A 17,792-nucleotide genomic window follows, 5' to 3' on the forward strand; every position below is an offset into this window, starting at 1 on the left:
CGCGTCACACCCTTATGCACGCGACCCCGTGCAGCGTCTCACCACCGCACCGCCATGGCGGCACGCACCCCGATTCTTCCTGGCCGAGGCGCAGGTTGCGAACCCGGGTTCAAATCGGGATGTCCTATGCCAAAACGCAGCGTTTCAGCGGTCGGACTCCCCGGCGGCGCGCTCAAGGAGCGCGAACGACGCCCCTTGATTGTCGGTGACGACCGCCACTTTCCCGTACGACGTCTCGAAGGGTGGCGCCTGGACGCGTCCGCCGAGCCGGTTCACGGCCCCGAGGACGGCATCGCAGTCCTCGACCGCGAAGTGCACGAGGAAGTGGGGCGGCATCTCGGCCGGAAAGACGTCGGAGACGGGGGCCCGGCCGAAATCGGGCTGCGCGTCCGGTCCGAACAGGGCGTCGTGGAAGAGCCCGCCGTAGAAGGTGTTGGCGGCCTCGGTGTCCCGGGCGTACAGCTCGGCCCAGACGAAGGTGCCCGGCTCGTGCCGTACGCCGAAACCGGTGTGGGTGTCCGGCTCCCACAGCCCGAAGACGGCCCCGTCCGGGTCGGTGACCAGCGCGGAGGTGCCCAGGTCGCCGACCGGCATGGGCGCGGTGACGACCTGTCCGCCGGCCGCCCAGATCCGGTCCGCGAGCCCCTCGATGTCGGGGGTCGCGAAGTACACCGTCCACACGGTGGGCATCCGCCCGTCCGTCTTGTGCGCGAGCGCGGCGACCGGCTTCCCCTCGTGGAGGGCCCATACGGCACCGCCGTACCGCTGCTCCTCGAAGCTCCACCCGAAGAGCTCCCCGTAGAACCGCTTGCCCGCCTCGACGTCGGGAAGCTGCGCGTCCACCCAGCAGGGGACGCCCTCGCCGTATGACGATCCGTGTGCCGATCCGTCTGCGGATGCCCTGTTTTCGGCCATACCGCCAAACTAACGGCGACTCACGCAGCGCGCAGACCAGCGCACCAGCCACAGGAAGCCCGTGCACCCCATTTGCAGTCGGCCGAATCGCGCTCCGATCACCCCTCGGTAAGCTGACGGCATGACAGGACAAGTGCGTACCGTCGACGGCCGCGTGGCCGGCCGGCGTGGGCAGGCGACCCGGCAGAAGCTGCTCGACTGCCTCAGCGAGATGCTCAGCTCCTCCCCTTACCGGGACGTCAAAGTCATCGATGTCGCCCGGAAAGCGGGTACTTCACCCGCGACCTTCTACCAGTACTTCCCGGACGTCGAGGGTGCCGTCCTGGAGATCGCCGAGCAAATGGCCACGGAGGGCGGGCAGTTGACCGCGCTTCTGGAGGGCCGGTCATGGGTCGGCAAGGCCGGCTGGACGACCGCCCAGGAACTCGTGGACGGCTTCCTTGAGTTCTGGCGCAAGAACGACGCGATCCTCAGGGTCGTCGACCTCGGTGCCGCCGAGGGCGACAAACGGTTCTACAAGATCCGTATGAAGATCCTGAACTCCGTGAACAACTCCCTGGCCGATTCGGTGGCCGAGTTGCAGTCCAAGGGCAAGGTCGACAAGGACGTCAACCCGGCGGCGGTCGCCGGTTCACTGGTCGCGATGCTCGCGGCGGTCGCCTCGCACCAGAAGGGCTTCCAGACCTGGGGCGTCAAGCAGGCCGAACTCAAGCCGAACCTGGCGCTGTTGGTCCACCTGGGCGTGACCGGCAAGAAGCCGACCAAGTAGCAGCAGCCCTTTCAGGGGTTCTTTCAGGCACCAAGTCCTGTCTGGCGGGCGGTGGTTCACTCGGGTGAGCCACCGCCCGCCGCGCTACGCCGGCAGCGGGCGGTCCTTCACGACGTGCTTCATCACCAGCGTCGAGGTCAGCCGCTGCACTCCCGGCAGCGTCGCCAGCCGCTCGTCGTACAGCCGTTGATAGGCGGCGAGATCGGCGGCCACCACCCGCAGCAGATAGTCCGGCTCCCCGAACAGCCGCTGCGCCTCCTGCACGCCCTCCACCTCGGTGAGCGCCCGCTCGAACCCGGCGACGGTGTCCCGGTCCTCCTGCCGCATGGTGACGAAGACCAGCGCCTCGAAGTTCAGCCCGACGGCCGAGGGCTCCACCACCGCGCGATACCCGCTGATCGCGCCCGCCCGCTCCAGCTCCCTGAGCCGCCGATGGCACGGCGAGACGCTGAGCCGCACCCGCGCCGCCAGCTCGGTCACGGTCAGCCGCCCGTCCTGCTGGAGCTCGGCAAGAATCTTCCGGTCCACGTCGTCCATGGGGCAGATCTTCCCCCAGAAGACGCGATCATGGGCAAACTTCAGGAACACTTTCGGGCCATTCCCGCCTAATGTCCCCAGCATGGACATCGGACTGCTGCTCTCCTTCCTCGCCGTCGACCTGCTGCTGATCTGCGTACCGGGCGCCGACTGGGCGTATGTGATCGCCGCCGGCGTGCGCGGCCAGTCGGTGACGCGGGCGGTGGCGGGCCTGATGGCGGGGTACGCACTGCACACCGCGCTGGCGGTCGCGGGCCTCGCGGTCCTGGTCGCGAGCTCGCCGGGGCTCCTCACCGGACTGACGGTGGCGGGAGCCGCGTACCTGGTGTGGCTGGGCTGGAACGTCCTGCGCAGCCCCGCGACCCCGGAGGCGGACACCGAGGCCGCTGATCGCGGCGGCCTGTTCCTGCGCGGCGCGGCGATCAGCGGCCTCAACCCCAAGGCGCTGCTGCTCTACCTCTCCGTACTCCCGCAGTTCCTGATCACGGAGGGCGACCACCCGCCGGTGGCGGCCCAGACGGCCGTGCTCGCCCTCCTCCACATGGCCGGCTGCACCGCCGTCTACCTCACCGTCGGCGCCCTCTCCCACCGCCTCCTGTCCGCCCGCCCCCGCGCCGCCCGCGCGGTGACCCGCACCTCGGGGGCGGCGATGCTGGGCATAGGCGCACTGCTGCTCGCCCAGCACACGCTATGACTCCCGTCGTTCCCGTCGCACCAGCCGGAAGAGCCGGATCTCCCGCTCGATCCGCGCCTGGTACGTCGCGTACGGCGGCCAGAACGCGAGCGCCCGCTTCCATACGGCGGCCCGCTCCTCTCCGGTCAGCAACTGCGCCCGTACGGCGATGTCGGCGCCCTTCCAGCTGATCTCGGCGTCCGGACGGGCCATGAGGTTGGCGGTCCAGGCGGGGTGTCCGTCGCGCCCGAAGTTGGAGCCGATGAGGATCCAGGTCCGCCCGTCGTCCTCGGGCATACAGGCGAGCGGCGTACGCCGGGTAAGGCCGCTCTTCGCCCCGGTGGAGGTGAGGATGACGCCGGGGAGCATCTGGGCGCTGAGGATGACCTTGCCGCGTGTCAGCCGGTGTACGGCCCGGTCGAGCGCGGGGATGACATGCGGGGCCACCTTGGCGAACCCGCGCGTGGACGAGATCCGCTGTACCGCCCGTTCGCCGATCACACCGTCACCTCCTGCTGTTCCTGCCGGGTGAAGAGCCGCGCCGCGTCGGCCGCGTGCGCCCGGAGCCGGTGCACCGGCCCGAACAGCAGCTCGTCACCGGCGGCTCGCTTGAAGTAGAGCTGGACGTCGTGCTCCCAGGTGAACCCGATCCCGCCGTGCAGCTGGATCGCCTCACCGGCGGCGCAGCGCAGCGCCTCCAGCCCCTGGGCGAGGGCGAGCCCACCGACCCGCTCCCCGTTGGCCGCACCCCAGGCGGCGTAGTAGGCAGCGGAACGCGCCGCCTGCACCCGCACATACACATCGGCCAGCCGGTGCTTGACCGCCTGGAACGACCCGATCGCCCGCCCGAACTGCTCCCGCTGCTTCACATACTCGACGGTCCGCTCCAGCACCCGGTCGGCGGCCCCGACGGCCTCGCAGGCGAGGAAGACCGCACCGCAGTCCCCGACCCGGGCGAGCCCGCCGAGCACATCACCGCCCTCCTCGCCCAGCAACTCGGCGCCCACGTCCCGCAGTTGGATCCGGGCGAGCGGGCGGGTGGCGTCGAGGGCGGTCTGCCGTACGCGGACGAGCCCGTCGGCGCCCCCGGGGACGAGGAAGAGAAGGGTGCGGGAGCGGGCGAAGCCACCGGTGTGGGCGGCGACGAGCAGCATCCCGGCGGAGTGCCCGTCGAGAACGTGCTCGATCTCCCCGTACAACCGCCAGCGCCCCCCGTCACCACGCGCCGCCTGCACACCCCCCGCTCTACCGCCTCCCGCCCAGTCACCGCCGTTGTCCCCGACGAGCCCGAGCCCGGCGGCGGGGGCGGCGAGGGCGGCGGTGAGGGAGCCGTCGGCGATACGCGGGAGCAACTCGCGCCGCTGGGAATCGCTGCCGAGGCCCTCGATCAGCGGGGCGGCGAACACGCCGGTCGCGAGAAGGGGCGAGGGCGCCAGGGCCCTGCCCGTCTCCTCCCCCGCGAGGGCGAGTTCGGTGACGGAGCACCCCACACCGCCGTACGCCTCGGGAAGGGCGAGCCCGGGCAGCCCGAGCCGCTCGGCGAGGGCCGCCCACAGCCCGGCGTCGTACCCGTCCTCCCGGTCGACGGCGACCCGCACCTCCTCCGCCCCGCACCGCTTCCGCAGCAGCTCGCGCAGGGTGCGGCGGATCTCGTCCTGCTCGGCGGTGAAGCCGGCGTCCATGGCGACCCCTTCCCTCCGGATCTGACGGTCCGTCATATTAGGAGCGGCGGCCCGAGATGCACAGACAGAGGGAGAGACCATTCATGACGGCCGGATCCCGCAACAGGAAAGTCGCCGTGGTCGGCGTCGCCCTCTCCGACTGCGGCCGGGTGGACGAGGCGACGCCGTACACCCTGCACGCCCAGGCCGCCCGCCGCGCCCTGGCGGACGCGGGCCTCGACAGATCGGTGGTGGACGGCTTCGCGTCGGCCGGTACGGGCGTACTGGCCCCGGTGGAGGTCGCGGAGTACCTGGGCCTGCGCCCGACCTGGGTCGACTCCACCTCCGTGGGCGGCTCGACCTGGGAGGTCATGGCCGCCCACGCGGCGGACGCGATAGCGGCGGGCCACGCCAACGCCGTACTGCTGGTGTACGGCTCGACGGCCAGGGCGGACATCAAGGCGGGCCGGCGCACGGGCAACCTGTCCTTCGGTGCCCGGGGTCCCTTGCAGTTCGAGGTCCCGTACGGCCACACGCTGATCGCCAAGTACGCGATGGCCGCCCGCCGCCACATGATCGAACACGGCACCACGATCGAGCAGTTGGCGGAGGTGGCGGTCCAGGCGAGGGCGAACGCGGCACTGAACCCGGAGGCGATGTTCAGGACCCCGATCACCGTGGACGACGTCCTGTCCGGCCCGATGATCGCGGACCCGTTCACCAAACTCCACTGCTGCATCCGCTCGGACGGCGGCGCGGCGGTCCTCCTGGCGGCGGAGGAGTACGTACAGGACTGCCGCACCACCCCCATCCGCATCCTGGGCACCGGCGAGCACGTCTCCCACGCGACGATGTCGGAGTGGCCGGACTTCACGGTCTCCCCGGCGGCGGTGAGCGGCCGACTGGCCTTCGAGAGGGCGGGAGTCAGGGCCTCGGACATCGAACTGGCCGAAATCTACGACGCGTTCACCTACATGACCCTGGTGACTCTGGAAGACCTCGGCTTCTGCAAGAAGGGCGAGGGCGGAGCATTCATACAGTCCCGCGCGCTCCCGGTGAACACGGACGGAGGCGGCCTGTCCGCCCAACACCCAGGAATGCGGGGCCTGTTCCTCCTGGTGGAGGCAGTACGCCAACTGCGCGGAGAGGCAGGCGCGAGACAAGTACGACGCCCCGACGGCGAGTTGCCGGAACTGGCGGTGGCCTCCGGGACGGGGGGCTGGTTCTGCTCGTCGGGGACGGTGGTGCTGGGCAGGGAGTAGCCCGCTCAGTCCCCGACCACCCGCACGACAGCCTCGTCATTGGCCGCGTCCGGGTCCCGGCGCCCGACGTCCCAGGCACCGGCCGGGGCCGTGTCCTCAAGGGACAGGGTCCCCTCGCCCGGTTCACCGAGGGCCATGGTGAACTCGAAGGAACGGGTCTCACCGGGATCCAGATCACCGACGGCACAGGTGTAGGCGTAGCCGTTGCTCTCGCAGTACTCCCGGTAGACGCCGTCGTCGTACTCCTCCATGGGCTGCTTGACCACGGTCGCCCCGAACGGCGGACTGAACACCACCTCGGCGGCGGCGCCGGCGTCGGCGGGGCCGTTGTTGCGGACCTCGATCTCGAAGGTGCGCCGGTCGCCGGGCTCGCCGGTGAGGGTGATGTCGGAGACCTCGTAGTCGGCGTACGAGTCGAGCACGACGTACGTACTGCCGCCACCCCCGACGTAGGCGCCCTTGGCGGGCGTGGTTCTGGAGACCTTGAGCTCCGGGCCGTCCCCGTAGTCGCCGCCCTTCAGCTCGGTCTTGTAATGCCCGGGCCCCATGTCCATCGCCCAGACGTCCTTGCCGTAGGAGACATACATGTCCGACTCCCCGGTACGCAGCCGCACGGCGGGCCGGAGGGCGACGGTCTCCCCGGGCGCGATGGTCACCTTCGGAAACTCGCAGAGGGCGACATGCCCCTTCTGCGGTTCCGGATACCGGCAGTTGGAGTACTTCTCCGCGAACTCGGCCGTGCCCGAGCCGAGTTGCACCGCCAGTCCCTTCACGGGTACCTCGCCGCTGTTCCGCACGACGACGGAGTCGGCGAGTTGGGCACCGGGACGCGGCCCGCCCTTCACATACTCGGGCGCCGCAGCCTCCACCACCGGCTCCCCGACGACGAACCGGGTCCTGGCGGTGAGCTTCTCCCCGTCCTTCGTCGTGTAGGTGTACGTGACGACGGCGGAGTCCCCCACCTCAGCCCCCTCGGCGGCGACGACCTTGGCGCGGGGCGAGTCGGCCCAGTTGCTGTAGTCCCCGTCGACCCGACAAGTCACATGCACGGAACTGCCTTCGCACCCCCCGTACTTGCGGATCACGACCGTGCCCTCCGCCCCCTTCGGCACATCGGCGGTAAGCATCCGGGCACCGGCCCCGCCCCCGTCCTCGGCCCGGAGCGCGTAGGGCATCTTGTCCCGGACGCCGGCCTTGTCACCCTGGGGCCGGAGATAGAAGACCTCGGGCGCGGAGATGAACGGCTCCTTCTCCCCGCCCCCGACACCGCCGCACGCACTGAGAACGGCCGCGAGGAGGAGAACGGTGGTGGCGGCGGCGATCGAGCGCCTCGGCGCGGGACGGTGCGAGTGGCAGGGGCCTTCGATGGTCACAACCGCCGACCGTACGGGAACACCGGACCAGTCACCCGGCGTTGTGCGATACCAGACCACGGACCGCAACCGTAACCACAACCGCAACCGCAACCGCAACCGCAGCCGTTGCAATCCGACACCGTTGCAATCCGACACCGAAGGGATCCGTATGACCGCCCTGAGCCGGTGGGAGCGCGAACAGTTCCTGGCCGAACCCCATGTCGCGGCACTGTCGGTGGACGGCGGGGAGGGCCGCGCCCCGCTCTCCGTGCCGATCTGGTACCAGTACGAGCCCGGCGGCGACATCTGGATCCTCACCGGTCTCGGTTCGCGCAAGCAGCGCCTGATCGAGGCGGCGGGCCGCTTCTCCCTCCTCGTGGACACGGTCGAACCGACGCTGAAGTACGTGTCCGTCGAGGGGCCGGTCATCGACACGAGGCCCGCCACCATCGACCTCCTCCGCGAGATCTCCGCGCGCTACCTCCCCGCCGACAAGGTGGACGGCTATGTCGACTACGCCTGGAAGAACCACGGCGAGTCAGTGATCATCCACCTCCGCCCGGAGCGCTGGGTGTCGTCGGCCATCGGCTCGCTGTAGGCAGGGCGAGCAACGGGCGCCGGGCGACGGGGGGCGACAATCGGGGCATGGGAACGGATCTTCACTCACTGCTGAGGTCACTGCGGGTATGGGCCCCGGAGTCCACCACCCTGCCCCCCTTCGACCCGGCCACCACCCCCACCACGCCCCTCCCCCTCTTCACGGAGTGGTTCGCGGAGGCGGTGGCGGCGGGCCAGCCCGAACCGCACACCATGTCCCTCGCCACGTCGGACGCGGACGGCCGCCCCGACGTACGCACGGTGATGCTGCACGGCGCCGACGCCGCCGGCTGGTCCTTCGCCACCCACAGCACCAGCCGCAAGGGCCACCACCTCACCGCCCGCCCGTACGCCGCCCTCGGCTTCTACTGGCCGGTCCTGGGCCGCCAGGTGAGGCTGCGCGGCCCGATCACCGCGGCCCCCTCCGCCGAGAGCCAGTCCGACCTGCACGCCCGCTCGACCGGCGCCCTGGCCGCCGCCCTCACCGGCCGCCAGAGCCAAGTCCTGGGCTCCGTGGAGGAGTTGCGCGAAGCATCCGAGGCGGCCTGGGCACAGGCCCAGCACACCCCGGACGCCCCGGTCCCGACCTGGACCCTCTACCACCTGGCCCCCGACGAGGTGGAGTTCTTCCAGGGCGACGCCCAGCGGCGCCACGTACGGCTGGTGTACGGCCGGACGGGGTCCGGCTGGACCCGAAGCCTCCTGTGGCCGTGACCCGTCCGGGCACTTCGGCCTCGACCTCGGCCTCGACCTCGGCCCGAGCGGAGTGCCCGCCGTACGCCTTCGCCCCCCGTACGCGCAGCCTCTCGGTGACCGTCAGCGGGACGGTGTGCAGCACCGGCCGGGAGTGCAGGAAGGTTCCGGCAGTGGCGAGGAACGCGTCGAGATCCTCGGTCACGGACCACTTCGCCTCGCTCACAGACCCCTTCGTCTCACTCACGGACCACTTCATCTCCCCCCGAACCACTTTGGTCACCGCCCCACCCCCTCCGGATCCGTCGCCAGCCGGGCATGCAGATGCACGTCCCGGAACGCGTCCTGCCGCCCCGCCTCGAACATCGCGCCGCGCAGGGTCCCCTCGGGGCGGAACCCGCAGCGCTCGGCTATCCGGCAGGAGGCGTGGTGGCCGAGGGCGTGGCCCAGTTCGAGGCGGTGGAGGCGCAGGTCGGTGAAGGACCAGCGGGCGACGAGGGTGAGGGCGCGGGTGGCGACGCGGTGGCCGCGGGCCTCGGGGAGGACCCAGTAGCCGACGCGGGCGACGCGCATGACGTGGTCGATCGCGTTGACGCCGATGTGCCCCAGCGTCGTACCGCTGCCCGCGTCCGTGACGCGGAACGACGCGCTGTCGCCGTCCGCCATGCGCTCCGCGACCGCGCGCAGCGAGGCGCGGGAGCCCTCCAGGTCGGTGACCGGCTTCAGGGGGGTGTTCCAGCGCCGGAACTCGGGGTCGGAGCGGGCGCGCAGCCAGACCTCGGCGTCGGCGTCGGAGTCCGGGTCCCAGCGGCACAGCCGCAGTCCGTGCCCGAGCAGTTCGGGAGCGGGGTGGCTGGGGGACCGTTCGCGTGTAGGGGCCATCGGGCCATTGAATACGGAAGAGGTGCCGCCGATCATCCCCCTCCGCGCGAACATGTCATCCTCTCGGCCAGAACATGTCATTCCCGCGGCCGGAACACCGGGATCCCCTGCCTGAAAACGACCTCCAGGCCCATCCCCGCCCGCAGCGAGTCCGCCCCCGCCTCCACGATCTCCGTCATCATCCGCGGCCCCTCGGCGAGTTGGACGACGGCGGCGACATACGGCGTGCGCGCTCCGAAGGGCGGCAGGTCGTTGCGGTGCACGACGGACCACGTGTAGAGCTCGGCCCGGCCGCTCGCCGGCTCCCAGGTCACGTCCTCGCTCCAGCAGTGCGGGCAGAACTCGCGGGGGTAGTGGTGGGCGCGTCCGCAGGCGTGGCACTGCCGGATCAGCAGCCGTCCCTCCGCCGCCGCGTCCCAGTACGCGCGCGTGAAGGCATCCGGCTCGGGCACGTCAAAACGGACCTCCGCCGCCCCGCCCATTACAGCCACCCCAACGCCACGCCCATCAGAACCATCCCAGCGTCACGCCCCGCCCCACCCATCAGAACCACCCCACCCCCGCATCCACAGACCAGCTCTGCCAAGACACCCCGAACAGCGCAACCACCGATATCAGCGCCATCATCGAGTTCTGCCCCTGCTCGGCCCAGTCGTGGATCATGAGCGTGAAGTAGAGGACGTTCAGGAGCAGCCCGCCGACCAGGGCGATCGGCGTCAGGAGCCCGGCCACCAACCCCAGCCCGACCGCCAGTTCCGCGTACACCACCACGTACGCCATCACGCGCGGCCGAGGCGCGACGACCACCTCGAACCCCGAACGGACCGCGTTCCAGCGGTGTTTGGCGGCGACGTCCGCCGCCCACGCGATGCCCGTGCCCCGCTCGAACCAGCTCTTCTTGTCCTTGTGCCGCCAGCTCTCCAGCCACCACAGCCCGAGTCCGATCCGCAGCACGGCCAGCCATTCCGCCCCGGTGAGCCAGATGGAGTCCATGGATCTGACGGTACGTCAGATAAAGCCTCGCGGGGAAGCCCACGTATTCCACGCACCCGCGTATTCCACGCACCCGCGTGCTCCACATACGGGAAACCTGTGTGGCGACCTTGAACCTGTGCGCCCACAATGAATCCGAGCAGATTGTTGGCAATCTTGTCGGCACTCGCATACGTTCGCAGACGCAAGGAGAGTCGACAGCGATCCGCAGGCGTGATCCTGATCCACAGCGATCTCGGGGATCGAGCGAGCGAGAGGCACCACCGTGAAGCACAGGGCAGTCAAGCGCAGGAGCGTCGTACTGGGCATCGGCGCGACCGCCGGAGTCGCGGCGATCGGCGGCATCGCCCTGAACGCCCAGGCCGAGAGCACGAGCGGCGACTCGTCCTCCTCCGACACCCTTGTCTTCGACAAGGACGCCTACACGAAGCTGACGAAGACGATCACCGACACGGAGGGCACCGAGCACTCGGTGACCTACCACTTCTGGAAGGCGATCACCTACGTCGCCAAGCCCGTGGACGCGACCTACCAGTCACTGATCGTGAGCGCCCCGGTCGAGATCGACGGCAAGACGGTGGACCCGACGAACGCGCCGATCCTCCTCGCCAACTCCGTCGGCGGCTACATGCCCGCCTCCGTGGCGGACGCCACGGAGGTCGGTGGCGGCGGCTCGGCGATGGGCGGCGGCGCCCCCACCGGCGCGGCCCCCACCGGTGAGGCCCCCAGCGGCGCGGCTTCCGCAGCCTCCTCCTCCACCGCTTCCTCCTCCGCGTCCTCTTCCGCCGCCCCGAACGCGAACGCGAACACCAACGCCACCGGCGGCGCCACCTCCAGCAACCAGCTCCTCGCCCTCGCCGCCGGGTACGTCGTCATCGAGCCCGGCGCCCGCGGCCGTACGCTGAAGAACTCCTCCGGCGAGTACTACGGCACCGCCCCCGCCGCGATCGTCGACCTCAAGGCGGCCGTGCGGTACATCAAGTCGAACAAGGGCCGCATCCCCGGCAACGTCGACCGGATCGTCTCCGCCGGCACCAGCGCGGGCGGCGCCCTGTCCTCGCTGCTCGGCGCCTCCGGCGACAGCAAGCTCTACGACAAGTACCTCAAGGAGCTCGGCGCCGCCGACGCCTCCGACGCGATCTTCGCGACCGGCGCCTGGTGCCCGATCACCGATCTGGAGCACGCCGACGGCGCCTACGAGTGGAACTGGGGCACCAACGACCTCAGCACCGGCAAGCAGGTCGACCAGACCGTCTCCAAGGACCTCCGGTCCCAGTTCGCCGAGTACCAGGCGTCCCTGAAGCTGAAGGGCCTGGGCCGCTACGGCACCCTCACCGCCCGCAACTACGACGAGTACCTCCTCAAGCAGTACATGGAGCCCTCGGCGACCACCTACCTCGCCGCCCTCTCGGACAGCGACCGCGAGACGTATCTGGCGAAGAACACCTTCATCACCTGGTCCGGCGGCAAGGCGACCTTCACCTGGGCCGACTTCCTCACCCACGTCGGCGCCCGCAAGAAGGACGCCCCCGCCTTCGACGCCTTCGACCTGTCGGCCGGCGAGAACAACCTGTTCGGCGCGGGCACCACCGAGTCCCGCCACTTCACGGCGTACGGCGCGAAGAACGACTCCACGGGCCTCAGCTCCAAGCGGGTCGCGAGCGACATCCCCGAGAAGCTGAACCTGATGAACCCGATGTACCACCTGGAGCGGAAGAACCCCGGCCGCTCCAAGCACTGGTGGATCCGCCTCGGCACCAACGACACCGACACCTCGCACGTCGTCTCCGCCAACCTCGCCGCCGCCGCGAACGCCCTGGGCGACGAGGTCAACCACCTCTACTACTGGGACCAGGGCCACGGCGCGAACACCGACCCGGGCGACTTCATCACCTGGATCGCGAAGGTGACGGGCTACAAGGGCCCCAAGAAGAAGTAGCTCCGGAAGCAGCCCCCGCCCCCGCGGGCCACGCCCGCCCCCAGAACGCGGTGCCGGTTTCCCGTCATAAGAACCAGGCCACCGCACCCACGGCGCCGAGCCCCTCCGCGTATGCGGGCTCGGCGCCGTGGTCTTTCCACACTCCTCCAGCACAACCACGTGACGTACGCCACGAGCCCCACCCACTCCTCCTACAGGCGTGATCAATCCGAAACCAATTCCGGTCTTGACCGAGACCCATCAACCGGAACCCTGATTACGCTCGCGCACATGGCCGACCCCGCAGCGACCCCCGCACCCCCCGCGTCCTCCCCCGCCCGCCCCGTGTACGTCATCGGCGGCGGCCCCGGCGGACTCGCCGCCGCGTACGCGCTGCGGGCCCAGGGCATACGCGCCGTCGTCCTGGAGAAGTCGGACCGCGTAGGAGCGTCCTGGCGCCGCCACTACGACCGCCTCCACCTCCACACCACGCGCCGCCTCTCCGCCCTCCCGGGGCTCCCGATGCCCCGCCGGTTCGGCCGCTGGGTCTCCCGCGACGACGTCGTCCGCTATCTGGAGAAGTACGCCGAGCACCACGAACTGGAGACCGTCACCGGCGTCGAGGTCTCCCGCGTCGAACGCTCCCCGGACGGCACCGGCTGGCTCCTGCACGCCACCGGCGGCCGCGAGCTGACCGGCGCCGCGGTGATCGTCGCCACCGGCTACAACCACACCCCGCTGCTCCCCGACTGGCCGGGCCGGGAGTCGTACGCCGGTGGGCTCACGCACGCCGCCGAGTACCGCAACGCGGGGCCCTACGCCGGCCGTGACGTCCTGGTCGTCGGTGTCGGCAACACCGGCGCCGAGATCGCCGTCGACCTGGTCGAGGGCGGCGCCCAGCGGGTACGCCTGGCCGTCCGTACCGCCCCGCACATCGTCCGCCGCTCGACCGCGGGCTGGGCCGCCCAGTACACGGGCGTCCTCGTACGACGCCTGCCCGTCGGCCTGGTCGACCGCCTCGCCCGCCCCATGGCGAAGCTCAGCGTCCCCGACCTCTCCGCCCACGGCCTCCCCCGCCCCGACACCGGCCTGTACACCCGGGTCCGCGAGGGCGCCATCCCTGTCCAGGACGTTGGCCTCATCGACGCCGTACGCCAGGGCAAGGTCGAGATCGTCGCCGCCGTCGACGGCTTCGACGACGACAAGGTCCTCCTCTCCGACGGCACCCGCATCGGCCCGGACGCCGTCATCGCGGCCACCGGCTACGCCCGCTCCCTGGAGAACCTGGTCGGCCACCTCGACGTGCTCGACGCCCGGGGTCTGCCGGTCGTGAACGGGGCCCGCGCCCCGAAGAACGCCCCAGGCCTCTTCTTCACGGGGTACGTCACTCCCATCAGCGGCACCTTCCGCGAAGTGGCGATCGACGCCGGGAAGATCGCGAAGGCGATCACCAAGGGCGGTGCCCCGCAGGTCTCCAGACTCCCCGTCTGACGTAGGAACTCTCAACTCACTGACGTACTCCTTCCGTTACTCCTGGGTCAGAAGTGACGAGAGAGCTGTACGCCGCCACCGCATGGGGCCAGAATGTGAGCACTGTTCATGTTCTGGCTCCACTCCAACCTCTCGCCCTTGACGGAGGATGCACGTGGCACGCAATAGACAGCTCTCCCGCCGCTCCCTGCTCGGCGGTGCCGCGGCGACCGCCGGGGCCGCCGCCCTGACCGGCGCCGCGGCCTCGCCCGCCGCCGCGGCCACCCGGGAGGCCGACGTGGTCGTCGTCGGTGCCGGGCTCGCCGGACTCACCGCGGCCCGCGACCTGGTGGCGGCCGGCAAGTCCGTGGTCGTCCTGGAGGCCCGCGACCGCGTCGGGGGCCGGGTCCTGAACCTCCCCCTGGCCAACGGCGGGGTCACCGAGGGCGGCGGCGAGTTCATCGGCCCCACCCAGGACCGCATCAAGGCCCTCGCCGACTCGCTCGGCGTGCAGACCTTCGCGACCTACAACACCGGCAACAACCTCCTCTACAAGGACGGCAAGAAAACCCCTTACGCCACCGACGGCCTCCTCGGCTCGGTGCCGCCCATCGACGTGGCCGGTCTCGCCAACGCCGCGATCGTGCAGGCCACCCTGGACGACCTGGCCAAGCAGATCCCGGTCGACGCGCCCTGGACCGCCGCGAAGGCCGACGAATGGGACCGCCAGACCTTCGAGACCTGGCTGCGCGCCAACGCCGTGGTCCCGTCGGCCAAGTTCCTCTTCGACGTGGCCTGCACCTCGATCTTCTCGGCCGAACCCCGCGAACTCTCCTTCCTGTTCGTGCTCTTCTACATCGCCGCCGCCGGCAACTCCTCCAACGTCGGCACCCTGGAACGCCTCACCGAGACCGCGAACGGCGCCCAGGAACTGCGCTTCGTCGGCGGCTCCCAGCTGGTGCCGATCAAGCTCGCCGCCACCCTCGGCGACCGCGTGGTCCTCAACGCCCCGGTGCGCTCGATCGCCCAGTCCGGCGGCAAGTACGTCGTGACGGCCGACGGCATCACCGCCACCGCGAAGAAGGTCGTCGTCGCGGTACCCCCGCCGATCGCCGCCCGCATCACCTACGCACCGCTGCTCCCGGCCGCCCGCGACCAGCTCACCCAGCGTCTCCCGATGGCCTCGGTCGGCAAGGCGATCGCGATCTACGACACCCCCTTCTGGCGTGCCGACGGCCTCAACGGCCAGGTCGTCAGCGACACCGGCGTGGTCAGCTCCACCTTCGACAACTCCCCGCCGGACGCCTCCTACGGCGCCCTGATGGGCTTCATCGAGGCCGACGAGGCCCGCAAGTACGACGGGGCGAGCGAGGCGGACGTCAAGGCGGCCGTCCTCAAGGACTACGTCACGTACTTCGGCTCGAAAGCCGCCTCCCCCACCTCCTTCGTCCTGCAACGCTGGAACAACGAGACCTGGACCCGCGGCGGCCCGGTCTCCATCGCCGCCCCCGGCGTCCTGACCCAGTACGGCCCCGCCCTGCGCACCCCCGTGGGCGGCATCCACTGGGCCGGCACGGAGACGTCCGTCTACTGGATGGGCTTCATGGACGGCGCGGTGCGGTCGGGCGAGCGGGTGGCGAAGGAGGTCCTGGCAGTGCTGTGAGCGGTGCTGTGAGCGGCACCGCAGCGGCACCGGTGGCCGAACGGTGGCGGACCGGTGAGCGGCCGCGGCGGCACCCCGTGCCCATCCTTTCCGTGCACAGCCATTCCTGACACAGCGTCAGTTCCTTTAATCTGACACTGCGTCAGTTAATCGCTGTCACACAGGAGCGGGCGGACCGATGCTTGGATCAACCCACGGCACCCTCACCACCGACTCCCGCCGGGCCCGGGTCATCGCTTGCGGCGAGCAACCCGGGCCCGCCGTCCACGGCAGGCCGGCCGATGTCGACGACCTCGACGTCAGCGGCCGGCCGCTGTACTCCGACGTCCCCGATCTGGACCGCTTCTTCCGGCCGGAGTCGGTGGCGGTGATCGGCGCCTCGGACACCGAGGGCCGCCCGAACACCGGTATCACAAGGCAGTTGGTGGCCTGGGCCGAACGCGTCGGCGCCCGTCTCCACCCCGTGCACCCCACCCGCCCGTCCGTCTTCGGCATCCCTTGCTCCCCTTCCGTCGCCGACCTGCCCGAGCAGGTCGACCTCGCCGTGCTGCTGGTGTCCGACCCCCTTCCGGTGATCGAGGAACTGGCCGAGGCCAAGGCGAAGTTCGCGGTCGTCTTCGCCTCCGGGTTCGCGGAGACCGGCGAGGCGGGCGCCGCCGCCCAGGCCCGCCTCGCCGCCGCCGTACGCCGGTCGGGGATGCGGCTGCTCGGCCCGAACACCAACCTCAACGCCTTCGAGGAGTTCCGCGAGGACCTCGAAGGACCGGCGATCGCCCTCATCACCCAGTCCGGGCACCAGGGCCGCCCCGTCTTCGCCCTCCAGGAACTCGGCATCCGCCTGAGCCACTGGGCGCCGACCGGCAACGAGGCCGACCTGGAAACGGCCGACTTCCTCTCCTACTTCGCCGAGCAGCCCGAGGTGGGCGCGATCGCCGCCTACGTCGAGGGCCTCAAGGACGGCCGCTCCTTCCTCCTCGCCGCCGACCGGGCCGCCCGCCGCAAGGTGCCGGTGGTCGCGGTCAAGGTGGGCCGCACGGAGACCGGCGCCCGCACGGCCGCCTCCCACACCGGCAAACTGACCGGCGCCGACGCGGTGGTGGACGCGGCGATGCGGCAGTACGGCGTGATCCGCGTCGACGGCCTCGACGAACTCCAGGACACCGCAGCCCTGTTGGCCCGCGCCCGCCCGCCGCAGGCCGACGGCGTGGTCGTCTATTCGATCTCGGGCGGCACGGGCGCGCACTTCGCCGACCTGGCGACGGAGGCGGGCCTGACCCTGCCCACGCTCTCGGAGGCCAAGCAGACCGAGCTGCACCAGTGGATACCCGAGTACCTGAGCGTCGCCAACCCGGTCGACAACGGAGGCCACCCGGTCGGCGACTGGCGCGGCCGGAAGATCATCGACGCGATCCTCGCCGACCCGTCCGTCGGGATCCTGATCTGCCCGGTCACCGGCCCCTTCCCGCCCCTGAGCGACAAGCTCGTGCAGGACCTGGTGGACGCGGCCGAGGGGACGGACAAGCTGGTGTGCGTGGTGTGGGGATCGCCGGTCGGCACCGAACCGGCGTACCGCGAGGTCCTGTTGGGCTCCTCCCGGGTCGCCACCTTCCGCACGGTCGGGAACTGCATCACCGCCGTCCGCGCCTACCTCGACCACCACCGCTTCGTCACGAACTACCGCTCCCCCCTGGACGAGGCCCCGCGCACCCCCTCCCCCTCCTTTCGCAAGGCACAGGCCCTGATGCGCCCGGGCCAGCAGCTGAGCGAGCACGCGGCGAAGCAACTGCTGCGGGCGTACGGCATCCGGGTCCCGCGCGAACAGCTGGTGACCAGCGCGGCGGCGGCCGTACGGGCGGCGGGCCTGGTCGGCTACCCCGTGGTGATGAAGGCGTCCGGCGCGCAGATCGCCCACAAGACCGAGCTCGGCCTGGTGAAGATCGGCCTCACCTCCGCCAGCCAGGTCCGGGACGCCTACCGGGAGTTGACCGACATCGCCCGCTACGAGGGCGTCTCCCTCGACGGTGTCCTGGTCTGCCAGATGGTCGAGCGGGGCGTCGAGATGGTCGTCGGCGTCACCCACGACGACCTCTTCGGACCGACCGTCACGGTGGGTCTGGGCGGGGTCCTGGTCGAGGTGCTGCGCGACACCGCCGTACGCGTACCGCCCTTCGGGGAGGAACAGGCCCGGGACATGTGCGGTGAACTGCGCGGGCGGGCCCTCCTCGACGGGGTCAGGGGGCGCCCCCCGGCAGACCTCGACGCGCTCGTCGAGGTCGTCCTGCGGGTGCAGCGCATGGCGCTGGAACTCGGTGACGAGGTTGCCGAGTTGGACATCAATCCGCTGATGGTGCTGCCGCGCGGGCAGGGCGCGGTGGCGCTGGACGCGTTGGTGGTGTGCCGCTGA

General features: G+C 70.8%; 17 protein-coding genes and 1 pseudogene. 9 read left to right on the plus strand and 9 right to left on the minus strand.

Features of this window, described 5'->3' with window-relative positions; all coding sequences use genetic code 11:
- Positions 1-144: 144 nt before the first annotated feature.
- Positions 145-915, minus strand: a complete 771-nt coding sequence (locus tag ABZ928_RS14915; protein WP_361518250.1) for a VOC family protein — start codon at positions 913-915, stop codon at positions 145-147.
- A gap of 133 nt (positions 916-1,048) precedes the next feature.
- Here ABZ928_RS14915 and ABZ928_RS14920 point away from each other — a divergent pair, with 133 nt between their 5' ends.
- Complete coding sequence (locus ABZ928_RS14920; RefSeq protein WP_361518926.1) at positions 1,049-1,684, plus strand: TetR family transcriptional regulator; 636 nt, start codon at positions 1,049-1,051, stop codon at positions 1,682-1,684.
- A gap of 84 nt (positions 1,685-1,768) precedes the next feature.
- Here ABZ928_RS14920 and ABZ928_RS14925 read toward each other — a convergent pair whose 3' ends face one another.
- Positions 1,769-2,221 carry an Lrp/AsnC family transcriptional regulator gene (locus tag ABZ928_RS14925; protein WP_361518252.1) on the minus strand — a complete coding sequence of 151 codons (453 nt, stop codon included), beginning with the start codon at positions 2,219-2,221 and terminating at the stop codon, positions 1,769-1,771.
- An 82-nt stretch (positions 2,222-2,303) separates the two neighbouring features.
- On the opposite strand from ABZ928_RS14925, the gene ABZ928_RS14930 reads away from it, so the two are divergent.
- Complete coding sequence (locus ABZ928_RS14930; protein ID WP_361518254.1) at positions 2,304-2,915, plus strand: LysE family translocator; 612 nt, start codon at positions 2,304-2,306, stop codon at positions 2,913-2,915.
- Here ABZ928_RS14930 and ABZ928_RS14935 read toward each other — a convergent pair.
- Positions 2,910-3,395, minus strand: a complete 486-nt coding sequence (locus tag ABZ928_RS14935; protein WP_361518255.1) for a nitroreductase/quinone reductase family protein — start codon at positions 3,393-3,395, stop codon at positions 2,910-2,912. The genes ABZ928_RS14930 and ABZ928_RS14935 overlap by 6 nt on opposite strands.
- On the minus strand, positions 3,392-4,576 hold the full coding sequence (locus ABZ928_RS14940) for an acyl-CoA dehydrogenase family protein (protein WP_361518257.1): 1,185 nt from the start codon (positions 4,574-4,576) through the stop codon (positions 3,392-3,394). Before ABZ928_RS14940 ends, ABZ928_RS14935 begins: the two co-directional genes overlap by 4 nt.
- Before the next feature lie 83 nt (positions 4,577-4,659).
- On the opposite strand from ABZ928_RS14940, the gene ABZ928_RS14945 reads away from it, so the two are divergent.
- Positions 4,660-5,817, plus strand: coding sequence for an acetyl-CoA acetyltransferase (locus ABZ928_RS14945; protein WP_361518259.1), 1,158 nt, complete (start codon positions 4,660-4,662; stop codon positions 5,815-5,817).
- A 5-nt stretch (positions 5,818-5,822) separates the two neighbouring features.
- On the opposite strand, the gene ABZ928_RS14950 is transcribed toward ABZ928_RS14945, so the two are convergent.
- Positions 5,823-7,190, minus strand: coding sequence for a hypothetical protein (locus ABZ928_RS14950; RefSeq protein WP_361518261.1), 1,368 nt, complete (start codon positions 7,188-7,190; stop codon positions 5,823-5,825).
- A 151-nt stretch (positions 7,191-7,341) separates the two neighbouring features.
- On the opposite strand from ABZ928_RS14950, the gene ABZ928_RS14955 reads away from it, so the two are divergent.
- Positions 7,342-7,770, plus strand: coding sequence for a pyridoxamine 5'-phosphate oxidase family protein (locus ABZ928_RS14955; protein WP_361518263.1), 429 nt, complete (start codon positions 7,342-7,344; stop codon positions 7,768-7,770).
- Between the two features lie 47 nt (positions 7,771-7,817).
- Positions 7,818-8,483, plus strand: a complete 666-nt coding sequence (locus tag ABZ928_RS14960; RefSeq protein WP_361518265.1) for a pyridoxal 5'-phosphate synthase — start codon at positions 7,818-7,820, stop codon at positions 8,481-8,483.
- Between the two features lie 58 nt (positions 8,484-8,541).
- Here ABZ928_RS14960 and ABZ928_RS14965 read toward each other — a convergent pair.
- From ABZ928_RS14965 to ABZ928_RS14980, 4 genes and pseudogenes are all read right to left on the minus strand, one after another.
- A pseudogene (locus ABZ928_RS14965) lies at positions 8,542-8,721 on the minus strand (GNAT family N-acetyltransferase); the annotation flags it as partial.
- A 20-nt stretch (positions 8,722-8,741) separates the two neighbouring features.
- Positions 8,742-9,344 carry a GNAT family N-acetyltransferase gene (locus ABZ928_RS14970; RefSeq protein ID WP_361518267.1) on the minus strand — a complete coding sequence of 201 codons (603 nt, stop codon included), beginning with the start codon at positions 9,342-9,344 and terminating at the stop codon, positions 8,742-8,744.
- A 77-nt stretch (positions 9,345-9,421) separates the two neighbouring features.
- A complete protein-coding gene (locus tag ABZ928_RS14975) occupies positions 9,422-9,826 on the minus strand; it encodes a Zn-ribbon domain-containing OB-fold protein (protein ID WP_361518268.1) in 405 nt (134 codons plus the stop codon).
- 61 nt (positions 9,827-9,887) lie between these two features.
- Positions 9,888-10,337 carry a DoxX family protein gene (locus ABZ928_RS14980; protein WP_361518270.1) on the minus strand — a complete coding sequence of 150 codons (450 nt, stop codon included), beginning with the start codon at positions 10,335-10,337 and terminating at the stop codon, positions 9,888-9,890.
- 265 nt (positions 10,338-10,602) lie between these two features.
- Between ABZ928_RS14980 and ABZ928_RS14985 the strand changes: the two genes are divergently transcribed.
- The 4 genes from ABZ928_RS14985 (at position 10,603) to ABZ928_RS15000 (ending at position 17,792) form a co-directional block, all read left to right on the plus strand.
- Positions 10,603-12,276: a subtype B tannase gene (locus ABZ928_RS14985; protein WP_361518272.1), complete on the plus strand. Its 1,674-nt coding sequence runs from the start codon at positions 10,603-10,605 to the stop codon at positions 12,274-12,276.
- Positions 12,277-12,546: 270 nt separating this feature from the next.
- Positions 12,547-13,746: an NAD(P)/FAD-dependent oxidoreductase gene (locus ABZ928_RS14990; protein ID WP_361518274.1), complete on the plus strand. Its 1,200-nt coding sequence runs from the start codon at positions 12,547-12,549 to the stop codon at positions 13,744-13,746.
- Positions 13,747-13,900: 154 nt separating this feature from the next.
- A complete protein-coding gene (locus ABZ928_RS14995; RefSeq protein ID WP_361518276.1) occupies positions 13,901-15,388 on the plus strand; it encodes a flavin monoamine oxidase family protein in 1,488 nt (495 codons plus the stop codon).
- 178 nt (positions 15,389-15,566) lie between these two features.
- Positions 15,567-17,792: an acetate--CoA ligase family protein gene (locus ABZ928_RS15000; protein ID WP_361518278.1), complete on the plus strand. Its 2,226-nt coding sequence runs from the start codon at positions 15,567-15,569 to the stop codon at positions 17,790-17,792.

The organism is Streptomyces sp. NPDC046909 (assembly GCF_040644695.1).
GTDB lineage: Bacteria > Actinomycetota > Actinomycetes > Streptomycetales > Streptomycetaceae > Streptomyces.